The organism is Wenyingzhuangia sp. IMCC45467, assembly GCF_054111205.1.
The window spans coordinates 88628-109993 of record NZ_CM134196.1 but is presented as its reverse complement, the minus strand read 5'-3'; the positions used below and the strand labels follow the sequence as shown (position 1 = coordinate 109993).

General features: G+C 32.1%; 14 protein-coding genes and 1 tRNA gene. 4 read left to right on the top strand and 11 right to left on the bottom strand.

All coding sequences use genetic code 11. The features are described 5' to 3' along the window. Nucleotides 1-49: 49 nt before the first annotated feature. From ACXGQT_RS00465 to ACXGQT_RS00450, 4 genes are all read right to left on the bottom strand, one after another. Nucleotides 50-1189 carry an acyltransferase family protein gene (locus ACXGQT_RS00465; protein WP_457829473.1) on the bottom strand — a complete coding sequence of 380 codons (1140 nt, stop codon included), beginning with the start codon at nucleotides 1187-1189 and terminating at the stop codon, nucleotides 50-52. 2 nt (nucleotides 1190-1191) lie between these two features. Next, nucleotides 1192-3420 carry an alpha-N-acetylglucosaminidase gene (locus ACXGQT_RS00460; RefSeq protein ID WP_457829472.1) on the bottom strand — a complete coding sequence of 743 codons (2229 nt, stop codon included), beginning with the start codon at nucleotides 3418-3420 and terminating at the stop codon, nucleotides 1192-1194. Nucleotides 3421-3718: 298 nt separating this feature from the next. After that, nucleotides 3719-5353 carry a RagB/SusD family nutrient uptake outer membrane protein gene (locus ACXGQT_RS00455; protein WP_457829471.1) on the bottom strand — a complete coding sequence of 545 codons (1635 nt, stop codon included), beginning with the start codon at nucleotides 5351-5353 and terminating at the stop codon, nucleotides 3719-3721. Between the two features lie 22 nt (nucleotides 5354-5375). Further along, nucleotides 5376-8420, bottom strand: a complete 3045-nt coding sequence (locus ACXGQT_RS00450; RefSeq protein ID WP_457829470.1) for a SusC/RagA family TonB-linked outer membrane protein — start codon at nucleotides 8418-8420, stop codon at nucleotides 5376-5378. A gap of 492 nt (nucleotides 8421-8912) precedes the next feature. On the opposite strand from ACXGQT_RS00450, the gene ACXGQT_RS00445 reads away from it, so the two are divergent. Continuing rightward, entirely contained in the window at nucleotides 8913-10148 is a 1236-nt protein-coding gene (locus ACXGQT_RS00445; protein ID WP_457829469.1) for a right-handed parallel beta-helix repeat-containing protein, read from the top strand. 56 nt (nucleotides 10149-10204) lie between these two features. Here ACXGQT_RS00445 and ACXGQT_RS00440 read toward each other — a convergent pair whose 3' ends face one another. Next, nucleotides 10205-11224, bottom strand: a complete 1020-nt coding sequence (locus tag ACXGQT_RS00440) for a glutamine synthetase beta-grasp domain-containing protein (protein ID WP_457829468.1) — start codon at nucleotides 11222-11224, stop codon at nucleotides 10205-10207. A 287-nt stretch (nucleotides 11225-11511) separates the two neighbouring features. Here ACXGQT_RS00440 and ACXGQT_RS00435 point away from each other — a divergent pair, with 287 nt between their 5' ends. Then, nucleotides 11512-12699, top strand: a complete 1188-nt coding sequence (locus ACXGQT_RS00435) for an AIR synthase related protein (RefSeq protein WP_457829467.1) — start codon at nucleotides 11512-11514, stop codon at nucleotides 12697-12699. A gap of 38 nt (nucleotides 12700-12737) precedes the next feature. Here ACXGQT_RS00435 and lpxK read toward each other — a convergent pair whose 3' ends face one another. After that, complete coding sequence (gene lpxK, locus ACXGQT_RS00430) at nucleotides 12738-13754, bottom strand: tetraacyldisaccharide 4'-kinase (RefSeq protein ID WP_457830789.1); 1017 nt, start codon at nucleotides 13752-13754, stop codon at nucleotides 12738-12740. 96 nt (nucleotides 13755-13850) lie between these two features. Between lpxK and ACXGQT_RS00425 the strand changes: the two genes are divergently transcribed. Together ACXGQT_RS00425 and ACXGQT_RS00420 are read left to right on the top strand one after the other, a co-directional pair. After that, nucleotides 13851-14945, top strand: a complete 1095-nt coding sequence (locus tag ACXGQT_RS00425; RefSeq protein WP_457829466.1) for a Nif3-like dinuclear metal center hexameric protein — start codon at nucleotides 13851-13853, stop codon at nucleotides 14943-14945. A 5-nt stretch (nucleotides 14946-14950) separates the two neighbouring features. After that, nucleotides 14951-15724, top strand: coding sequence for a zinc ribbon domain-containing protein (locus tag ACXGQT_RS00420; protein ID WP_457829465.1), 774 nt, complete (start codon nucleotides 14951-14953; stop codon nucleotides 15722-15724). A 138-nt stretch (nucleotides 15725-15862) separates the two neighbouring features. On the opposite strand, the gene ACXGQT_RS00415 is transcribed toward ACXGQT_RS00420, so the two are convergent. The 5 genes from ACXGQT_RS00415 to ACXGQT_RS00395 all read right to left on the bottom strand — a co-directional run bounded on the left by ACXGQT_RS00415 (nucleotide 15863) and on the right by ACXGQT_RS00395 (nucleotide 21202). Continuing rightward, nucleotides 15863-16054, bottom strand: a complete 192-nt coding sequence (locus ACXGQT_RS00415) for a cold-shock protein (RefSeq protein WP_073119422.1) — start codon at nucleotides 16052-16054, stop codon at nucleotides 15863-15865. Nucleotides 16055-16205: 151 nt separating this feature from the next. Then, nucleotides 16206-19151 carry a translation initiation factor IF-2 gene (gene infB / locus ACXGQT_RS00410; protein WP_457829464.1) on the bottom strand — a complete coding sequence of 982 codons (2946 nt, stop codon included), beginning with the start codon at nucleotides 19149-19151 and terminating at the stop codon, nucleotides 16206-16208. Between the two features lie 60 nt (nucleotides 19152-19211). Beyond that, entirely contained in the window at nucleotides 19212-20462 is a 1251-nt protein-coding gene (gene nusA / locus ACXGQT_RS00405; protein ID WP_457829463.1) for a transcription termination factor NusA, read from the bottom strand. 9 nt (nucleotides 20463-20471) lie between these two features. Beyond that, the gene (rimP, locus tag ACXGQT_RS00400) at nucleotides 20472-20936 is read right to left on the bottom strand and encodes a ribosome assembly cofactor RimP (RefSeq protein ID WP_457829462.1); all 465 of its coding nucleotides are present in this window, start codon (nucleotides 20934-20936) and stop codon (nucleotides 20472-20474) included. A gap of 195 nt (nucleotides 20937-21131) precedes the next feature. Further along, nucleotides 21132-21202, bottom strand: a tRNA-Gln gene (locus tag ACXGQT_RS00395). Nucleotides 21203-21366 lie beyond the last annotated feature (164 nt).

Below are 21366 nucleotides of genomic sequence, written 5' to 3'. Positions count from 1 at the left end.
ACACAGCTTATTTTATAATAAACCTATAAAACTCTCTTGTTTCAATACTTTATATTTTAATATAAATACGTTTTTTATCTAAATACCAACCTATAGACCAGCAAACCAACATAAAAACAATGGCTGTTACAAACGATCCAAAACTTCCTGGAAAAATTCTTTGAAAAACCTTCTCACTCACCCACTCAAAAACATCTAAGCCTGAACTTGTTGGAATCATTCGTAAAGTGATATAAAACAATTCTGAAAACAAATAAATAAACATTGGGTTCTTTCCAAAAACATTAAAAAATTCTGTTCCTTTTCTTGTGTTTTTTAGCTCTATAAAGTAAATCAATATTGCCATTACCGATAAATCTATTCCTACCGTATATAATACAAATGGACTGGTCCATAACTTTTTACTCATCGGGAAAATCAAATCCCACCACAATGCCAAAGCTGATAATAAAAATCCTGCAATTAATAATTTTGATATTCCTTCAAAACTCTTCCCCTTTTGTTGAATAAACTTTCCAGCCAAATATCCTCCTATCACATTCACCACTGAAGGTAGCGTACTTAATATCCCTTCTGGATCAAACGGAATGCTATCTCTTTTGTAAATATGTCCTTCTCCTAAAATGGTTAAATCTAAGCGGGTAATTGCATTGCTAGCCATTTCTAATTCTGATCCCGTAGTTCCAAACAAATACAAAATCTCCCAATATGCTATCAATACAATAGCACTGATGATTAAAACTGTTTTTTCTTTTAAATAGTAAAAAAGTAAAGAACTAACAAAATAACACAAGGCAATACGTTGTAAAACGCCCATAATTCGTGTTTCCGAAATAGGTTTTAATTCTAAACCTTCTGATCCTTCTCTAAAAAAAGGAAACCAATACATTAAGTATCCTAGCAAAAAGATCATCACCGTTCGTTTTAATACTTTTTTCCAAAATACTTCTGAGGGAGCATCTTTTAATTTGGTCATCGAAAAACTCATCGCATTTCCCATTGCAAATAAAAACGATGGAAATACCAAATCGGCCAAAGTAAATCCAAACCAATGGGCATGTACCAAATAGGGATACAACTCTGCTCCTGTTCCTGGGGTATTCACCACAATCATCAAACAAATCGTCAATCCTCTAAAAACATCTAAAGACAAAAACCGATTTGTTTTTTTTAGTATCGCTTCTTTCATAGTTAGTAGTTGTAGTTAATTGGACTCATCTTTTCTGTGATTGGAACAATTATATCTCTATACTTCGTGTGTAGCTCTTTTACTACTTCACTTGCACTTCCAGCAGCTTCTATTGGAAAATCTTTTCTTGACGTTACCCAATTCCATTCCCATTGCTTGATCTGTTCATCAAACGCTTCTTGATCAAATTGTTTCCAATCTTGTTTAACTGTTGCAAAGAATTGCTCCCATCTTGGTTTGTAAAAATCATTAAACAAGCCACTCCATTGTCGGTTGCTATATTCATGTAGTCTATTGTCTGCTCCTCCCCAAAGCGTAATCAAGTCTTTAGCATTTTGTTCATACAAGGCTTTTTCTGCTTCTGTCTCTCCCCATGCTCTGGCATCAGCTATCCATGGTCCTAGTAAAAAGTCTTTTCTAGTAGCTAATAGTTTGTCCATATCATCTATCAAAGTGATGAACTCGGTACTATACTTATCAAATAACTCTTTGTTATTTTCTTGATAAGCAACTGTTATTTGTTGTTGTAAGGGCAAAGCATAATTAGCTAGTATTTGACGGGTAACATCTACCAAATCATATTCAAATCCATCTGAATGTTGATGATGTGGAATCGCCTTTACAAACAAATCCCATGTGGGTAATAAATCTGCTGGGGCATAATTTAACTTGGTTCTTGCCCATCTTCTATATCCTTCAAATGTAGGTCGGGCTACAATAATACTTTCTGCTCCATCACGAATGGTTTGTCCGTTGTAAACAGTCTTTACCAAAACATCCCATGCTTTGATCAATTGTTCGTTTTCTTGTCCGTATCTGTTGGTGGTATATTTCTTTAACCATTGTTTTAAATCAATAGGGGTATCTCGCCAGGTATTGTCGGTCATCAATTCGTATAAAACAGGGTTTTGTTCTATTGATTCCATGGTCAAGCCTATTCCTTTTAACTTTCCTGAATTTGGATCTTTTAAGGCTATGGCTGGTTCATTTGCTACGGTTTCTATTCTTCCAAACATACTGATATTGCCACCAAAACTGTGTAACATGTTCCAAATCCATTGTTTTCCGTAAAAAGATTCTGTCCTCTTCCAAATAGGTTCTATTTCACTTGCCAAGTCTAGAATAATCATCTTATCATCGGGTACTGGGGCTAACAATCCTTTAATTTGGGGAGCTTTCCAAAATTCTCTATGGCTATAAAACAACCATCCTTGCATCACCCAAACAGCTGCTGCATCCGCTGATTTCATTCCTTCATAAACTTTGCTACTTAAATTGCTTAAATAAGTAGGATCGTCTGAAGGTGGTGTGTTTTCATTAAACGTATCGGCTGAATATAAATGGTCGGTTCCATAAATACGTTCTTGAGTTTCTAAAAACTTCTTACCGATTTCAGCAAACAAAGGGTCATTGGCATCTAATATATAGGTATCTTCAAAATCATTTCCCCAGTTGGTTTGTTTCAACTTAGCCTCTGGAAAAAACTTTTTAAAAGAAGCGGGTACATGACCGGTAAAAGCCGGTAAAACCGTTTTCATTCCTAGCTCACGCTCTCTTTGTAAAATCTTTTTTTGTAATTCTCTATGGCTGTCTTTCCAATGCTGGGTTAAAGGGCCTTCCCAACCGTCTAAATTCCCCATCCATAACCATGAAAAATATGCAGGTCCACTGTAAAAACTACTCAAATCTTCATCTGTAAATCCATAGGATTTATAAACCTCATCCCAGATAGATTCTTCGCCCGTTATAGCCAAAGGCATGTTGATTCCATGCAAAGCCATCCAATCAATCTCTTTTTCCCATCGCTCCCAATCCCACCAACTCATAGTGTAATTAAACGTGCAGTAATTTAAATAATAACGATATTCATATGGGGTCTTTTTATGAATTAGGGTAGGTACTTTTGGTAAAGTACCTGGCAAATTTAAATTCGTTCCATTCCATGTGATTTGACAATGGGCATATTCTTTTAAATAATAATACAAAGCTGAGGCTACAGAAACGCCATTGTTTCCACGCAACAATATTTTATCTCCTTTAGATACAATTTCAAACCAATCATTCCCTAATAAATTATCAACCTCTACCTCAAAATAATCTGAATATTCTGGTAGAACTCGACTGATTAATGATTCGGAGGGATTTTTTTCTTTGACTGTTTTATGATGACAACCTACTAATATTAGAGTCATATAAATTAACCAAACAATTTTTTTAAATCTTTTATTCATGTTTTTCTCTTAATAATTAACCTAATTTTTAATAAAACTAAGCATGAGTACTTTTAGAAATCATAAAACAAATTCCATATAAATTAAAATCTCCCCAGACATTAATTGGGCTATTAAAAATGAATGAGGAGAATAAAAAAAATATGAACTAAACTAATTTCTTTAATGATTTTATGTGCTGCATAAGATGAGTTTAAATACGTTGATATTCATTTAAGTTTAAAAAGCAGACTTTAAAAATAAAAGTCTGCTTACTTAACAAAACTTAAACTAGATAAAACTCAAATTAAACATTTCTTTATATTGGATTTTGATTGATATTTCCGCCAGAATTATCTATTTCTACTTGAGGGATTGGTCTTAACAAATTCTTTTCATTTAAAGCATTGTTAAACTTTGCATGAGGGTTATGTTCCAATGTTCTTTCTATCAATTTACCTGTTCTTTTTAAATCCATCCATCTATTTACCTCACCTACCAATTCTCTTGCTCTTTCATCTAAAATAAAATCGAGGGTTACCTCTGTTGAAAGTACTGGAGTTATTAAACCTGCTCTAGATCGTATTGTGGTTAAACGTGCTGCAGCTGTTACAGGATCAGATGCTCCTAAATATGCTTCGGCAGCTATTAAATATGCCTCCCCACTTCTCATCATTACCATATCTCTTTGTCCTGCTGATTCTTGATCGGTATATGCAAATGGAGTAGTTGGATCATCAAACTTTTTAAACATAGGATAATGTACAGAGGTTACACCATCATTTTGAAAATAGGTTCCTGGATTAATTACTTTATATCTGGCAGCATCTATAGCGGCTTGAGACCATGCTGTTTTAGGAAAATAAATAGCTGTATCTCCTGCTGTAACAGTTACATCTGTTCCATTTATATTTTTTACATAATCTACCTCAGCATATATAGCTCTTCTATACGTGGCTTCTGCTCTTTCATCCTCTTCAGAAAATAAAGAGTAAAAAAATGGAGTTAATGCAGAATTAAGACCTTTGTTACCTCTAGTCATTCCTGGATAATTAAAGTAATCAAACTTATACATTTGATGTCTTGAATTCCCCCAACCTCTACTAATAACATCACCGCCAAACAAATATGAAAAAATGACTTCTGAATTACGTTGGTTACTAATTGCTGTAAGTTCATCAAATGTGGGTACCAAATCGTGATTTGCAATTACTATCTCTGCCAAGTCTGCTGCATCGGTAAAATCGGTTGGAGCAGCAAAAGACTTATACGCTCTGGTTAACAAAACTTTTGATGTTAAATGTCTTACAGCATCTTTTGATATAATTCCATAATCTGCAGGTGTTTCTTCTACTGCATTTAATGATTCTTCTAAATCTAATAATATCTGTGCATATACATCTTCTTCTGAGTCTCTAGTATATTTTTTTTCTGCATCGGCTGGAGTTACTTGATTTACAACCAATGGTACTCCTCCAAAATTTTCAACCAGATTAAAATAACATAAGGCTCTAAAGAATTTAGCTGCTCCAATACCTATTGTTTTTGTTGTTTCATTAAGTCCTTCAACATTTTCAGCATTATCAATGGTTAAATTGGCTGCTGCTATTACTTCGTATTGATTTCCCCAATACACTTCAACATCTGCAACTGTTGAATTAAAATTAACATAATCATTTACAGCACTTGTTCCTGAAAGAATTGAATTTCTAGTAACAATGTCTGTACCTAAGTCCTCTAATGTATACAACATTTCGGGTTGGTAATAAGTAGTAGTTTCTCTAGCTCTCTCATATACAGATCCTAATAATTGATCAAAAATTTCTGAACTTTTATTTGCAGATTCTAAAGATACTGCTGTATGGTTTTCTTCTTCTAAATAACTCTCACAACTTGAACTTAAAGCACCTGTTGCAAGAAGAATTGCGAATATTGTTTTATTAAAATATTTCATTTTTTTAAATTTTAATTAATGATTAAAAGTTTAAATTAAGTCCTGCCATATAGGTACGAGACATAAATGCTGCCCCCCATTGGTTTCTTCCAGCATTCTCGGGATCCCAACCATCATAATCGGTAAAAATGAAAGGGTTTTGTACTGTGGTATAAAATCTTAAACTTCCTATTTTAAACTTTTCTAACAATTTTGAAGGAATTGAATACCCTAAAGTCATGTATCCTATTTTTACAAAAGATATATCCTTGTATTTTATAGCTGATTGATAGGCTCCACCATTTCCTGGTTGATACCAAGTGTTAGTTGGATTTGTTGGTGTCCAATAATCTACATTATACCCATTAAAAGCCTGAGACGGTTCCTCATCATAAGCATACATGGTGTTATGAAAATTACTCATGATTTTATTTCCTTGACTGATATTTACCATAAAAGAAAAATCAAAATCCTTATAATCAAAGGTATTGGTAATTCCTCCTGTCCACTTAGGAGTTACTTGTCCTATTACTTTTCTATCATCTGGAGTAATTTGTCCATCATTATTAAGGTCTTTTACCTTTACTTGTCCAGGACGTTGCCCGTATGATGCTGCTTCTGCTTCTTCATCAAGTTGCCAAATTCCATCAAACTCATAATCATAAATAGATCCTATAGATTCTCCTACTTTATGAATAAGGTTGGTTCCACTCACATTAAATGTGATTTGGTTTACTCCATCATATAACTTATCTAAAGTGTTTTTATTAGAGGCAAAATTTAAGTTTGTAGTCCATTTAAAACCTCCGCTATTAATATTGGTAGTATTTAAACCTATTTCTACCCCCTTGTTTGAAGATTCTCCTATATTTTTATATGTACCTTCGTATCCTGTTACTAATTGTAGAGGTAAGTAAAAAATAATATCTGTGTTTTTTCTATTGTAAACATCTATAGAACCGTTAATTCTGTTGTTTAAAAATCCAAAATCAAAACCAACGTTTAACTCTGTTGTTCTTTCCCAAGTTAAATTTTCATTTGCTAAACCTGTAATATATGCTGTTGACAGAGCAGAATCATTTATGTTTGTTGCACTAGACCCTAATAAAGACTGTGATGCTAAAGGTTGTAAACCACCTCCTTGACCATTATTTCCTGTTTGCCCGTAGCTTAATCTAAGTTTAGAGCTTGTTAAAATGTCTTGAGATTTCATGAATTCTTCTTCTTCCATTTTCCAAGCCAAGGCTACAGATGGAAAAAATGCCCATTTGTTTTTATCTGATAAAATTGAAGCTCCATCATACCTACCCGTAAGCGTTAATAAATATTTATCCATTAAACTATAATTAACTCTTCCTGTATAAGATTCTAATGTTTGCTTAGAAAAAGAACTTGATACATTATTTATATTTAAACCTGCTCCTTGATTATAAAACAAATAATCATCTGTGGTAAAGTTTCTTACTTGAGTAGAGAACATTTCTGTTTGTTCCATAAACCTTGAAAAAACTGCTGTGATATCTAAAGCATGAATACCTTTTTCTAGTTTGTAATTAAAAATATTATCCCATGCATATGAAAAATAATTGCTATTGTCTACTTGAGCTCTCCTGTTTGCTGGATTTGCATTTACAGCTTTTGAATACAACGCACGGTATTCTCCATATCTAGAATATTTAATGTTTGGGGAAAATTTAGAGGTAACAGTTAACCCTTGAATTGGTGTAAGTTTTAAAGCAAAGTTTCCTAAATATTGTAAATACTTTGTTTCTTTAGTAATATTATCTGCCTCAAATAAAGGGTTAGATATTTGTGTTTCTTTAGCTATTGGAAAAAATCTTAATGTTCCATCTTCATTATAAGGACTTCCTATTGGTTTTAATCTATAAGCACTTCTTAAAGCTTCAGAACTTCCTGCATTTTGTGTAGCTACAGTAACATAACTATTACTGCTAATGTTTAACCATTTTGTAAGATCACTGCTTATAGTACCTCTTATATTATACCTTTCATATTCTTCTCCTTTTACGGTTCCTTCGTCTGAGGTATAAGCCAGTCCTAATGCATAATTAGTTTGTTCTGTACCTCCTGTTAAATTAATAGTATGATTGGTTTGAAATCCATTATTAAGAATAAGATCTATCCAATCTGTATCTACCCCATCAGCTATATTTTGTAGTTCTTGTGTATCAAAATAATCAGATAAAACAACATCATCACTTCTATAAGTAAGATCTCCATTTGTTTTAGAAAATTCATTTCCAACTGCTGCATCTTTTACAAATTGTACATATTGCTTTGAATTAAACATTGGAGGCAAATGATATGCTTGTTTTATTCCAACATAATTGCTATAATTTATCTTAAGTTTTCCTGTTTTTCCTTTTTTGGTTTCTATTAAAACCACCCCATTACTACCTCTAGAACCATAGATTGCTGTTGCTGATGCATCTTTTAAAACATCCATTCTTTCAATATCAGCAGGATTTAAAAAAGAAATATCCTCAACAAAAATTCCATCAACAATAAACAACGGGTTTTGGCCTGGATTAAATCCATTACTGTCATTTGAATTAATAGTACTTGCTCCACGAATTCTAATATTAAAACCTCCTGATCCTGGTTTGTTATCTGTTCTTTGAATAACAACCCCAGGTGCTTGTCCTTGTAATGCCGATACTGCATCTACTTTATTGGTTTTTTCTAAGGCTTCAGAATTCATTGAGGCAACAGACCCTGTAACATCTTTACGTTTAACTGTACCATAACCAACAATAATTACTTCATCTAACTGAGTATTTGTTTCTTCTAACCTTACGTTTAATATAGGTTCCCCATTGTAGGTAATTTCTTTTGTTTTGTATCCTATATAAGACATTTCTAAAACATCACCCTTAGCTATATTTAACTCATAATTTCCATCAAAATCTGTTATCGTTCCTTTTGATGTTCCCTTGATAATAACATTGGCTCCCGGAATTGGCATGTCATAAGTATCAGACACTACTCCAGTTACTTTGTTTTGCGACCATAATGTTGATGACAAACACAATACAAAGGCCATTAATAATAGTTTAAGTTTTTCCATTTTTAATTTATTTAGTTAATAATTAAATAATACCAAACATTAATTATTTCATAATACTATGATAACACGGTTATTTGGTTGAAGTAAAATTAGTTTTGATAAAAGCTATTTACATGGATTCAGACTTCAAAAGCATGGAGTTAAAATCGCAATTATATGTTTTAAAACAGTTTTATAGAATTCTTGTTTTTTTAATAATTTTACTGGTTATAGTACAAGATTCATCTATGGATTAGAAGTCTAAATCCATTATCTTTTTTTAATATTTTAGTAATTTTGACACCTCAAAAAACAGAAGCCAACTTTTCGTCTTCTGTGTAATAGCAATGCTAACAGTTAATAAAAAATACATGCATTAAACCCAGAACTATCTGGTTTAAGTTTAATAAACCCCTAAAAAGAACAATATCCCCTTTAATTTTGATCATTATAAACACCTTTAACATCAAGTAAATCAGATAAATTGTGATAATTAATTAAAAACTAATTATCATGAAAAAATCAAATTTTATTTACTTTTTTACACTCTCAATCTTATTTTGTATTTGGTCTTGTGCCTCAACCTCTTTAGAATCAGAGATAGTATTAGATAAAGAAACTCATAACAATAGTTCTATTCCAACTACTGCATTGGCCACTACAGGAAATACTTATAATATTACAGCAGGAATGTCTTTTGCACAAATAAACACAGTATTAGACTCTATGGTTAGTGGTGATGTTGTAAAAATTGAAGAAGGAACTTATTATATAACCGGTAAATTAAATTTTAAAAATGGTATTAGCGTTCATAAAAAAAACGCTACCACACCTATTTTTGATGCTCAAACCTCATCTCCTTCTGAAATGTTACAACAATACTGGACCTGGAATAATAATGATGTTGATTTTTATGGTATACAATTCCGAAACATACGTTTTAATATACAGAATGCTAACAACACAAAATTTAGATATTGCATATTTGATTACGGTATAAGAAAAACAGGAACTGATAAAACCTATACTGCAGATGCTTATTTAAACTTTGTAAATTGTACAGATATACTAACTATAGGAAATGTTTTTAAACGTAGAAGTGGTAAAAGCGGAAGAGGAATATATACCTCTAACTGTGAGAATACCAAAATATTAAATAATACTTTTGGAGATGGTGGAACAACAGGATATTTTGTTTGTGCCATTAACGATAATAGTAACAATACTCTTATTGACGGAAATATTATCAACAGAAATAGTTCTTGGGTAAACCTAAACGAAACCGATCACGGTATTTATGCACATAGTTTTAATGTTTTAACCATTTCTAACAATACTATTTCTGGATGGCCTGCAAACTCTTCTGGTGGGGCAATAAAAGCTCGTAACGGACAAAACCTAAACATTACAAACAACACCATGAACACCTCAGGAATTCTGCTATATGTTTACAGTAACAGCCCTGCAAATCCTTTTTTAAATAATGTAATTATTGAAGATAACACAATTAATGTTGCAAGTTCAGACGATGATATCTATCATGGAATTGGATATTGGAGAAACACAAGCGATACTACATTTTCTGAATATTCAATTAGAATAGCCAATAATGAACTTCCTAACGGAAGAATTAAAATAGGAACCCCTGTAGTTGCATCAGACTTTAATGCAAACAACGGAGGAATTTTTAATAACAATATTAACGCTATAACTCTACCCACTGGAATTAACAATTCTGGTAATTATTAAACATAAAAAAAGCCCTGCAAAATGCAGGGCTTTAAAAAAATATTGTAATGCTATAATTAAGCAACAGTTTTAACTGTTTTAATAATACGAGCAGCAATTTTGTATGGATCTCCGTTTGAAGCAGGACGACGGTCTTCTAACCATCCTTTGTATCCTTTTTCTACAGCGATAATTGGAATACGGATAGAAGCTCCTCTATCAGAAACTCCCCAAGAGAAATCTGTAATAGCAGCAGTTTCATGCTTACCAGTTAAACGTTGGTCGTTAAATTCTCCATAAACTTCAATATGCTCTTTTACATAAGGACGGAAAGCCTCACAAATTTCAGCATACTTTTCTTTAGAACCACACTCTCTTAACACAGAGTTAGAGAAGTTAGCGTGCATTCCAGAACCATTCCAGTCCATATCTTTTCCTAATGGTTTTGGGTGGTACTCAATGTACATTCCACGACCTTCAGTTAAACGGTCTAATAAATATCTAGCAACCCAAATTTCATCACCAGCTTTTTTAGCTCCTTTAGCAAATAATTGGAATTCCCATTGACCTGAAGCAACCTCTTGGTTAATTCCCTCAAAGTTTAATCCAGCTTCAATACACAAATCTGCATGCTCTTCAACTAAATCACGTCCATGAGTGTTTCTACCTCCAACTGAACAGTAGTACATACCTTGTGGCTTAGGGTATCCTCCTCTTGGGAATCCTAATGGTAATTCAGTTTCAGTATCCATGATAAAGTATTCTTGCTCAAATCCAAACCAGAAATCATCATTATCATCATCAATAGTAGCACGTCCGTTAGACTCGTGTGGAGTTCCATCAGCGTTGTAAACTTCAGTCATTACTAACCATCCGTTAATTCTTGCAGGATCTGGATAAATTGCTACTGGCTTTAAAATACAGTCAGAAGAACCACCTTCTGCTTGTAATGTAGATGAACCATCAAAAGACCAATCTCCTAATTCTTCTAAAGTTCCTTGAAAGTTTTCGTGCTCTTCAACTTTAGTTTTACTTCTTAAGTTTTGAGTTGGATAGTATCCATCTAACCAGATGTACTCTAATTTAATTTTAGCCATAATAAAATATTATATTTAATAAAAGTTTCTTTTTATCTTAACGAAAGCAAATATAAAATAATTATTCGAACAGCCAATCCAAACACTACGTATTTTTACGTAGTATTTGATTTTTTTACGCATTCATAAAAAATCATATGTAAATTTAACAATACCTAAACACCATCACTACTTTAACACATAAAAAAAACTGATTTTTAACAGTTTTAAACCTTATTGCGTTTTATGACGGTTGATAAAAATCAAATAACTAAATTTGCAAACTATTATAAACAACAAACAATAATATGAGTTCTGAAGTAAGTAAAAGATATAGCCAACGTGGAGTATCAGCTTCTAAAGAAGATGTACACAACGCTATCAAAAATGTTGATAAAGGATTATTCCCAAAAGCATTCTGTAAAATTGTTCCCGACTACTTAACAAATGATGATGATTACTGTTTGATTATGCATGCTGATGGAGCTGGAACAAAATCTTCTTTGGCTTATATGTATTGGAAAGAAACAGGAGATGCTTCTGTATGGAAAGGAATTGCTCAAGATGCTTTAATTATGAATATTGATGATTTATTATGTGTAGGTGCTACAGATAATATTATGCTATCATCTACTATAGGACGTAATAAAAACTTAATTCCAGGTGAAGTAATTTCTGAAATTATTAACGGAACTGAAGAATTATTAGCTGAATTAAAGGAATTTGGTGTAACCATTCATTCAACAGGTGGAGAAACTGCCGATGTTGGTGATTTGGTAAGAACTATTATTGTAGATTCTACCGTTACTGCAAGAATGAAACGTAGTAATGTTGTTAACAATGCCAACATTAAACCTGGGGATGTTATTGTAGGTTTAGAGTCTTTTGGACAAGCAACCTATGAAAAAGGTTACAATGGAGGAATGGGATCTAACGGATTAACTTCTGCTAGACACGATGTTTTCCATAAATATTTAGCCGAAAAATATCCTGAATCTTTTGATGCTGCTGTTCCTGAAGAATTAGTCTATTCTGGAAACACAAAATTAACCGATACTGTAGAAAACTCTCCTATAGATGCTGGTAAATTGGTTTTATCTCCAACAAGAACTTATGCTCCTATTATTAAAGCTATTTTAGCTAAATATACTCCTGAAGAAATTCACGGAATGGTACATTGTTCTGGAGGAGCACAAACAAAAATTTTACACTTTGTAGAAAACCTACACATTGTAAAAGACAATATGTTTGAGGTACCTCCTTTATTTAAATTGATACAAGAAAATTCTGGTACAGATTGGAAAGAAATGTACCAAGTATTTAATATGGGACACCGAATGGAAATTTATGTTCCAGCAGAAATAGCAGAAGATATTGTTGCAATTTCAAAATCTTTTAATGTAGATGCTAAAGTTGTTGGTCGAGTAGAAGCTGCTAAAACTGAAGGACAAAAAAGTTTAGAAATCAATAGTGAATTTGGTACTTTTAACTACTAAATATTACTTTTTCAAATAAAAAAGCACCATAAAATATTTTATGGTGCTTTTTTATTTACAAATTGTATTACCTGTTCATCAAACATTATTTGGTTGTTTAAGAAAACTGTTTCTATAGGCAAATAATACAATTCTTTTATTTCTTTTTCCAATCGTACATAATCTTTTTCCGTAGTTAAAATTTTAGCTATTTTGGCTTTCTCCTTAATTAAATTAATTTCATCATCTGTAAAATGATGATGATCTGGAAACTTTAAATGTTCAAAATCAATTCCTATATTTTTTAAATAGTTTACCATAGGGGCTGGTTTAGCAATTCCAGTAACCAACACTACTTTTTCTTCTTTTAAAGTAGTTAATAAAAGTTCATTACTACCTTTTAATTTTTCTGCATAACTAATCTTGGTAAAAAAAACATATTGATGACTTAAAGGGTTTATTCTCTTGGTTATTTTCTCTTGTTCTTCTAGGGTTAGGTTTGATGGACATTTTGTTACAATAATTACATCGGCTCTATGCTTTCCCCACCATAGTTCACGTAAATTACCCGTTGGCATCATAAAATCTTTGTAAAACAAATCAGTATAAGCTGTTAGCAATATTTGATACCCTGCTTTTATACTTCTATGCTGATAGGCATCATCTAACAAAATTAAATTAGTCTTAGGTTTTAACTTTAGTGTTTGTTGTACACCTTTTACCCTATCTCCATTGACTGCTACATTTATTTTAGAAAATTTTTGATAAAACTGAAAAGGTTCATCTCCTAATTCTTCAACCGTTGTATTTTTATCAGCCAATACAAAACCTTCCGATTTTCTTTTGTAGCCCCTACTCAACACTGTTATCTTATATTCTTTTTGTAACAACCGAATTAAATATTCTATCTGTGGTGTTTTACCTGTACCTCCAACACTTAAATTTCCAACTGTTATTAATGGAAGTGTAAAACTAGTAGATTTTAAAATTCCTAAATCGTAAAATAAATTTCTAACAGACACAATAATTCCATACAAAATAGAAAATGGTAAAAGTAAAATTCTTAATATCGTAATGAAATTCATTGTTGAATGATGGTTAAATAACAATTTCAAAACTAAAACAATTAACATCTAGAAACAACAAATAGAACAAAATCTGTATTTTTGATTATGAAGATTAAAGAAATTACAAATTATATAGAAAAAATTGCTCCTTTGGCTTATGCCGAAGATTTTGACAATGTAGGCTTACTGGTAGGAAATTATAACACTGAAGCTACAGGAGTGCTGGTTACTTTAGACACTTTAGAACAAACTGTTGATGAAGCCATTGAAAAAAAATGCAATTTAATTATAAGCTTTCATCCTATTATTTTTGGAGGATTAAAAAAGTTTAATGGAAATAATTACGTAGAACGTGTGGTTATGAAAGCCATTAAACATGATATTGCCATATATGCTACACATACTGCTTTAGATAATTCTTTTAAAGGAGTAAGTGCTAAAATGTGTGAAGTCTTACAACTAAAAAACAAAGAAGTTTTAATACCACAAAAAGGAACTATTAAAAAATTATTGACTTATGTTCCTGTAAACAATGCAGAAACTCTTAGAGAATCACTTTTTGAAGTTGGGGCTGGTGCCATAGGAAATTATAGTGAATGTAGTTTTAATATTAATGGAATAGGTACTTTTAAAGGTAATGAGAATGCAACCCCTGTAATAGGAACCAAAGGAATTACTTCTAAAGAAAAAGAAACCCAAATAGGAATTACTTTTCCAAAACACTTAGAAAGTAAAGTCATTAAAACTTTGTTAAAAAATCATCCTTATGAAGAAGTAGCATATGAAATTACTTCTATAGAGAACAGCAATCAACATATTGGAATTGGAATGATTGGAGAATTAACAGATTCAATGGAAATTAACGATTTTTTACGTTATGTAAAACTTAAAATGAATACAGAATGTATTAGACACTCTGGTCCTATTCCTAAAAAAATTAAAAAAGTAGCTGTACTTGGTGGATCTGGTAGTTTTGGTATTAATGCTGCAATAGCCAAAGGTGCTGATGCCTATATTACAGCTGACTTTAAGTATCATGAATTTTATAAGGCCGAAGGAAAGTTGTTAATTACCGATATAGGACATTACGAAAGTGAACAGTTTACAAAAAACTTATTAGTTGATTATCTTAAAGAAAAATTTCGTAATTTTGCAATCATTTTATCGAATAAAAGTACAAACCCAATATATTACGCATAGTTATTATGGCAACTAAACAAGAAGTATCTGTAGAAGACAAGTTAAGAGCTTTATACAATTTACAATTAATCGACTCTAGAATTGATGAAATCACAAGTGTTCAAGGAGAGTTACCACTAGAGATTGAAGATTTAGACAGTGAAATTGCTGGGTTATCAACTCGTATAGAAAAATTAAACCAAGATGTTGCTAGTTTTGAAACTGAAATTTCAAACAGAAAACAAAGTATTGAGGAATCTAAAGAATTGGTTAAAAAATACACTGAGCAACAAAAAACAGTTCGTAACAACAGAGAGTTTGATTCTTTAACAAAAGAGGCTGAATTTCAAGAATTAGAAATTGAATTAGCTGAAAAGAGAATTAAAGAAGCTTATGCTAAAATTGAACACAAAAAAGAAGTTATAGCTAAGACTACTGAAAAATTAAACGCTCAACAATCTCACTTAGATCACAAAAAATCTGAGTTAGATGCTATTTTAAGCGAAACGGCAAACGAACAAAATGAATTAAACAAACTTTCAGAGCAAATGGCTGAAAAAATTGACAATCATTTATTAGTTGCTTATAAAAGAATTAGAAGCAATGTAAATAATGGATTGGCAGTTGTAGCTATTGAAAGAGGTGCTGCTGGAGGATCTTATTTTACTATTCCTCCGCAAGTTCAAATAGAAATTGCTAGTCGTAAAAAAATTACAATAGATGAATATTCTGGACGTATATTAGTTGATGCTGCATTGGCAGAAGAAGAAAGAGAAAAATTATCTTCTATTATTGGATAAATAATTTACCTTATAAATAAAAAGAGCATCTAATTAAGATGCTCTTTTTTTATTTGATTTATTTCCAAAAACATAGGCACAAAAAAACCCACTTATATGGTTTAAGCGGGTTCTTGATTTCTTTAAAAAGAGTAAATATTATAAAGCTTTAACGTCAACTGCGTTTAATCCTTTTCTACCTTCTTTTAAGTCAAATTCAACTGCATCTCCTTCTCTAACTTCGTCAATTAATCCTGAGATGTGCACGAAATAATCTTGTTTTGTTTCATCGTCAATAATAAATCCAAATCCTTTTGATTCATTAAAGAACTTTACTGTACCTTTTTTCACTTTGTAATAATATAATTTAATAAAGTACAAACATAGTATTAAAAAAATAAACAACATCATAAACTTGATTTTATTTATATCCAAAACATTATTAATCAACAAAAAAAGCCCATCTAATTATAGATGGGCTTTAATTTATGATAGTGAAAAATTACTTTAATTTCTTTTTAACTTCTACTATTTCGTAAGATTCAATTACATCTCCTACAGCAATATCATTGTAGTTTTTAATTTGAACACCACAATCATATCCTTTGGTTACTTCTTTAACATCATCTTTAAATCGTTTCAATGCTGTTAACTCACCATCGTGGATTACAATGCTATCTCTAATTATTCTAACCTTAGAATTTCTAGTAATCTTACCTTGTATAACCATACAACCAGCAATATTACCAACTTTAGATATTTTATAAACCTCTCTAATTTCTACGTTACCTAATAACTCTTCTTTAGTGTCTGGAGATAACATACCTTCCATAGCATCTTTTAAGTCATTAATAGCATCGTAAATAATAGAGTATGTTCTAATGTCTACTTCTTCAACATCTGCTACTTGTCTTGCATTTCCGGCAGGTCTTACATTAAACCCAACAATAATAGCATCAGAAGCAGAAGCTAATAATACATCAGACTCTGTAATGGCTCCAACACCTTTATGTAAAATATTTACCTGAATTTCTTCAGTAGATAATTTTTGGAAAGAATCTGTTAAGGCTTCTACAGATCCATCTACATCTCCTTTTAAAATAATGTTTAATTCTTTAAAGTCTCCTAATGCAATACGACGACCAATTTCATCTAACGTAAGAGTTTTTTGAGTTCTTACAGATTGTTCACGTTGTAATTGAGAACGTTTAGAGGCTATTTGTTTAGCTTCTCTTTCATCTTCAAAAACATTGAACTTGTCACCAGCTTGAGGAGCTCCATCTAATCCTAATATAGAAACGGGGGTTGATGGTGGTGCTACTTCAACGTTTTTACCACGTTCATCAAACATTGCTCTTACTTTACCAGAATGTTTACCTGCTAAAATATAATCTCCAATTCTTAAAGAACCTCCTTGTACCATAATAGTAGAAACGTATCCTCTACCTTTATCTAGCTGAGCTTCTACAACTGAACCAACAGCTGGCTTGTTAGGATTGGCTTTTAATTCTAAAATTTCAGCTTCTAATACTACCTTTTCTAAAAGCTCTTCAACTCCTTGTCCAGATTTTGCAGATATCTCTTGACATTGATATTTACCTCCCCAATCTTCTACCAACATATCCATGCTAGCTAATTGTTGCTTAACATTATCTGGATTAGCTGTTGGTTTATCAATCTTGTTCAAGGCAAAAACAATAGGTACACCTGCTGCTTGTGCATGGCTAATTGCTTCTTTTGTTTGTGGCATTACATCATCATCGGCAGCAATTACAATAATTACTAAATCCGTAACCTGAGCTCCACGTGCACGCATAGCTGTAAAGGCTTCGTGACCTGGTGTATCTAAAAAGGCTATTTTTTGTCCTGTTTTAATTTTAACAGAATAAGCTCCAATATGTTGAGTTATTCCTCCAGATTCTCCTGCAATTACATTTGCTTCACGAATGTAATCTAATAATGAAGTTTTACCGTGATCTACATGTCCCATAATTGTAATAATAGGAGCTCTCTCTTCTAAATCTTCTTCACTATCTACCTCTTCTGTTACTGCTTCTTCAACCTCTGCACCAACAAATTCAACTTCATAATTAAATTCTTCAGCTACAATTTTAATTGTTTCTGCATCTAAACGTTGGTTCATTGTTACCATCATTCCTAACATCATACATGCAGAAATAATTTCAGTAACCTGAACATCCATCATAGTTGCTACTTCACTTACTGTTACAAACTCTGTAACTTTAAGTATTTTGCTATCTGCAGCTTCTTGTGCTTGAGCATCTTCAGTCTGCTGACGGTGTAAATCACGTTTTTCTCTACGATATTTAGCACCTTTATTTTTCTTAGATTTCCCTTGTAATCTTTCAAGAGTTTCTCTTACTTGTTTTTGTACTTCTTCATCAGTAGGCTCCTCTTTAGTAACAGGTGCAGAAAATCTACCTCTTTGTCCTGGTCCTCCAGGTCTTCTATTAGGTCCACCAGCATTATTTCTTTGCCCTGGTCCTCCTGCTTGTCTGTTTTGTCCTGGTCCTCCACCTGGGCGGTTGTTTGCTGTATTTGGAGTACCTGGTTTTACAATTCTCTTACGCTTTTTCTTAGCATCATTAGCAGTGTTAGCTGCCTTTGGATCTGGCTTTTTCTTTTTAGGTCTTTCAAATTGTTTTAAGTCAATTTTAGTACCAGTAAGTCTTGGCCCTGTAAGTTTTTGGTATTGTGTTTTAATAGCTTCTGGCTCTCCTCCTTCTTCAGGATTATTAGTTCCTGTAGTTGTTGGTGCTTCTGCTTTTACCTCTGGTGCTTTTTCTTTTACCTCAGGTTTTACAGAAGCTGGACTGTCTTTTTTAAACACTTCTACCTTTGGAGTTTCTGCTTTAGGCTCTTCTTTCTTTACTTCTGGCTTTACAGGAGTAGGTTTTGATTCTACCTTAGGAGTTTCTTTAATTACTTCTGGAGCAGATTTCACTATTTTAAGACCTCCCAATTTAGGAGCACTAGCCTTAATTACCTCTGGTTCTTTTGGCTTTTCTTCAATCTTAACAGTTTCTTGCTTAGGAGCCTCCTCTACTTTTGGCTCTTCTTTTTGTACAGGAGCTGGTTTAGACTCTAAATCTATTTTCCCTACAGTTTTCAACTCTAACTTTTCAGCTTTAGCTTTTAGAATTCTGTTTTTCTCCTCTTCTTCTTTACGTTTTTTCTCTTCTTGAGCTAAACGTAATTCTTCTTTTTCCTTTCTCTTTTCTTCTCCTACTTCTTTAGAATCGGCTTTCTTTTGGGCATCCGTTTGAAAACCGTCTAATAAGATTTGATACTCTTGATTAGAAATTTTTGTTGTAGGACGAGCCTCTATTTCTATCCCTTTGGATGAAAGATGCTCTACCGCCCTATCTAACGATATGTTTAATTCTCGTAAAACTTTGTTAAGCCTTAATGTTTTGCTTACAGACATATATACTTTTTACTATTTTTTTGTTTAAGAAGATGTTTTGATTAAAGGCTACTGACTACCTTATCTATCAAATTCCTCTTTTAATATACGTTGAACCTCAATGATTGTTTCTTCTTCCAAATCGGTTCTGCTCACTAATTCAGCCACATCTTTGTCTATTACACTTTTAGCGGTGTCTAAACCAATGCTTTTGAACTCGTCAATAATCCATGCTTCTATTTCGTCAGAAAACTCTGTCAATTCTACATCTTCATCATCTTCTGCTCCTTCTCTTAACACGTCAATTTCGTAACCTGTTAATTGTGTTGCCAATCTAATATTTACACCATTTCTACCAATAGCCTTAGATACTTCTTCTGGTTTTAAATAAACCTCAGCTTTTGCTTTCTTTTCTCCTTCTGCCTCAAAGATATCTATTTTTACAACTTTAGCAGGACTTAATGCTCTAGAAATGTATAATTGTACATTTTTTGTATAATTGATTACATCAATATTTTCGTTTCCTAACTCACGAACAATTCCGTGAATTCTAGATCCTTTAATACCTACACAAGCTCCAACAGGATCAATTCTATCATCATAAGAATCTACAGCTATTTTTGCTTTTTCTCCTGGAATACGTGCAACTCCTTCTATAGTAATTAAACCGTCAAAAACCTCTGGTATTTCTTGTTCAAATAATTTTGTTAAGAATTCTGGTGCTGTTCTAGACAATATAATTACAGGTTTATTACCTCTTAACTCTACTGTTTTAATAATTCCTCTTACAGAATCTCCTTTTCTAAAAAAGTCTGAACGAATTTGCTCACTTTTTGGTAATACTATTTCGTTTCCTTCATCATCTAATAAAATAACAGCATTGTGTTTTATATGATGAACTTCTGCAGAATATAAATCTCCTTCTAATTCTTTAAACTTTTTGTACAAAATAGTACTGTCATGTTCATATAACTTAGAAATTAAGTTTTGACGTAAGGCTAAAATTGCTCTACGACCTAACTGATGTAATTTAATTTCTTCAGAAACTTCTTCTCCAACCTCAAAATCTGGTTCGATTTTTCTAGCTTCAGACAATTCAATTTCCTCATTGTCATCTTCAGACATTTCATCTTCAACTACAATTCGGTTTCTCCAAATTTCTAAATCCCCTTTATCTGGGTTTACGATAATATCAAAATTGTCATCAGAACCATACTTTCTTTTTAAAGCTGCTCTAAAAACTTCTTCTAAAATAGACATTAACATTACACGGTCAATGTTCTTATCATCTTTAAATTCTGAAAATGAATTGATTAAATCTATATTCTCCATTTAAATATTTTAACTAAATAATATTTTTACTTTTGTTTCCTTTATCTCACTGTAAGCTAAAGTCACTGATTTCTCTACAGTTACCTTTCCTTTTCCTATTTCTTTAGGCTCTCTTGTTTTCCAAGTTAAAACAATATTTTCGTTTGTAACCGATTCAAGAGTTCCCTCAAACTTTTCGTTTTCGGTAGTTACATTTAATATCCTACCTATATTTTTAATATACTGTCTTTGCAACACAATTGGTTTTGCAATATCTGGTGTTGCAACATCAATACTAAAATCTTCTTCTTCTCTATCTAAGTTTGCTTCTACAGCTCTACTTACACGAATACACTCACTTAAAGGTACTCCTTTATCTCCATCTATAATGATTGATATTTTATTATCTACCCCTATAGACAAGTCTACCAAAAACAACTCGGCATTTTCTTGTAAGGCTTCGTTAATGTATGTTTCAACTTTGTTTTTGTCCATATATATCTATAAAAAGTGGGGCTAATTAGCCCCACTTATCAATTTCAATTATTTTTTCAACGCAAATATACGAGTTTTTTATTGATTCACAATATTTTAATCTTAAAGACTACATATCATATTCAACAAACAAAGTATAGATAAAATACGTTTTAAATAAAAAAGTCTTAAACCAAAAGGATTAAGACTTTTTTGTTGTCCCACAAGGACTCGAACCTTGAACGACGGTACCAAAAACCGCTGTGTTACCATTACACCATGGGACAGTGCGTTTGCGGTTGCAAATATACAGCACATCTACAATTCTGCAAAACTTTTTTCAAAAAAAAATCACTTTTTTTTACTCTTGACAACCTTCTGATTGAAAATCAACATTTTAATGTTTTATTATTTTTTACTCAAGCGCTACCATTGGAACATTTTTTGCTTA

What these genes read in the sequence shown, in the direction of transcription:
- ACXGQT_RS00455 (WP_457829471.1), bottom strand. Translation starts at nt 5,353, where the DNA reads ATGAAATATTTTAATAAAACAATATTCGCAATTCTTCTTGCAACAGGT.
- ACXGQT_RS00445 (WP_457829469.1), top strand. Translation starts at nt 8,913, where the DNA reads ATGAAAAAATCAAATTTTATTTACTTTTTTACACTCTCAATCTTATTT.
- ACXGQT_RS00425 (WP_457829466.1), top strand. Translation starts at nt 13,851, where the DNA reads ATGAAGATTAAAGAAATTACAAATTATATAGAAAAAATTGCTCCTTTG.
- infB (WP_457829464.1), bottom strand. Translation starts at nt 19,151, where the DNA reads ATGTCTGTAAGCAAAACATTAAGGCTTAACAAAGTTTTACGAGAATTA.
- ACXGQT_RS00435 (WP_457829467.1), top strand. Translation starts at nt 11,512, where the DNA reads ATGAGTTCTGAAGTAAGTAAAAGATATAGCCAACGTGGAGTATCAGCT.
- ACXGQT_RS00465 (WP_457829473.1), bottom strand. Translation starts at nt 1,189, where the DNA reads ATGAAAGAAGCGATACTAAAAAAAACAAATCGGTTTTTGTCTTTAGAT.
- ACXGQT_RS00450 (WP_457829470.1), bottom strand. Translation starts at nt 8,420, where the DNA reads ATGGAAAAACTTAAACTATTATTAATGGCCTTTGTATTGTGTTTGTCA.
- ACXGQT_RS00440 (WP_457829468.1), bottom strand. Translation starts at nt 11,224, where the DNA reads ATGGCTAAAATTAAATTAGAGTACATCTGGTTAGATGGATACTATCCA.
- ACXGQT_RS00460 (WP_457829472.1), bottom strand. Translation starts at nt 3,420, where the DNA reads ATGAATAAAAGATTTAAAAAAATTGTTTGGTTAATTTATATGACTCTA.
- ACXGQT_RS00420 (WP_457829465.1), top strand. Translation starts at nt 14,951, where the DNA reads ATGGCAACTAAACAAGAAGTATCTGTAGAAGACAAGTTAAGAGCTTTA.
- rimP (WP_457829462.1), bottom strand. Translation starts at nt 20,936, where the DNA reads ATGGACAAAAACAAAGTTGAAACATACATTAACGAAGCCTTACAAGAA.
- nusA (WP_457829463.1), bottom strand. Translation starts at nt 20,462, where the DNA reads ATGGAGAATATAGATTTAATCAATTCATTTTCAGAATTTAAAGATGAT.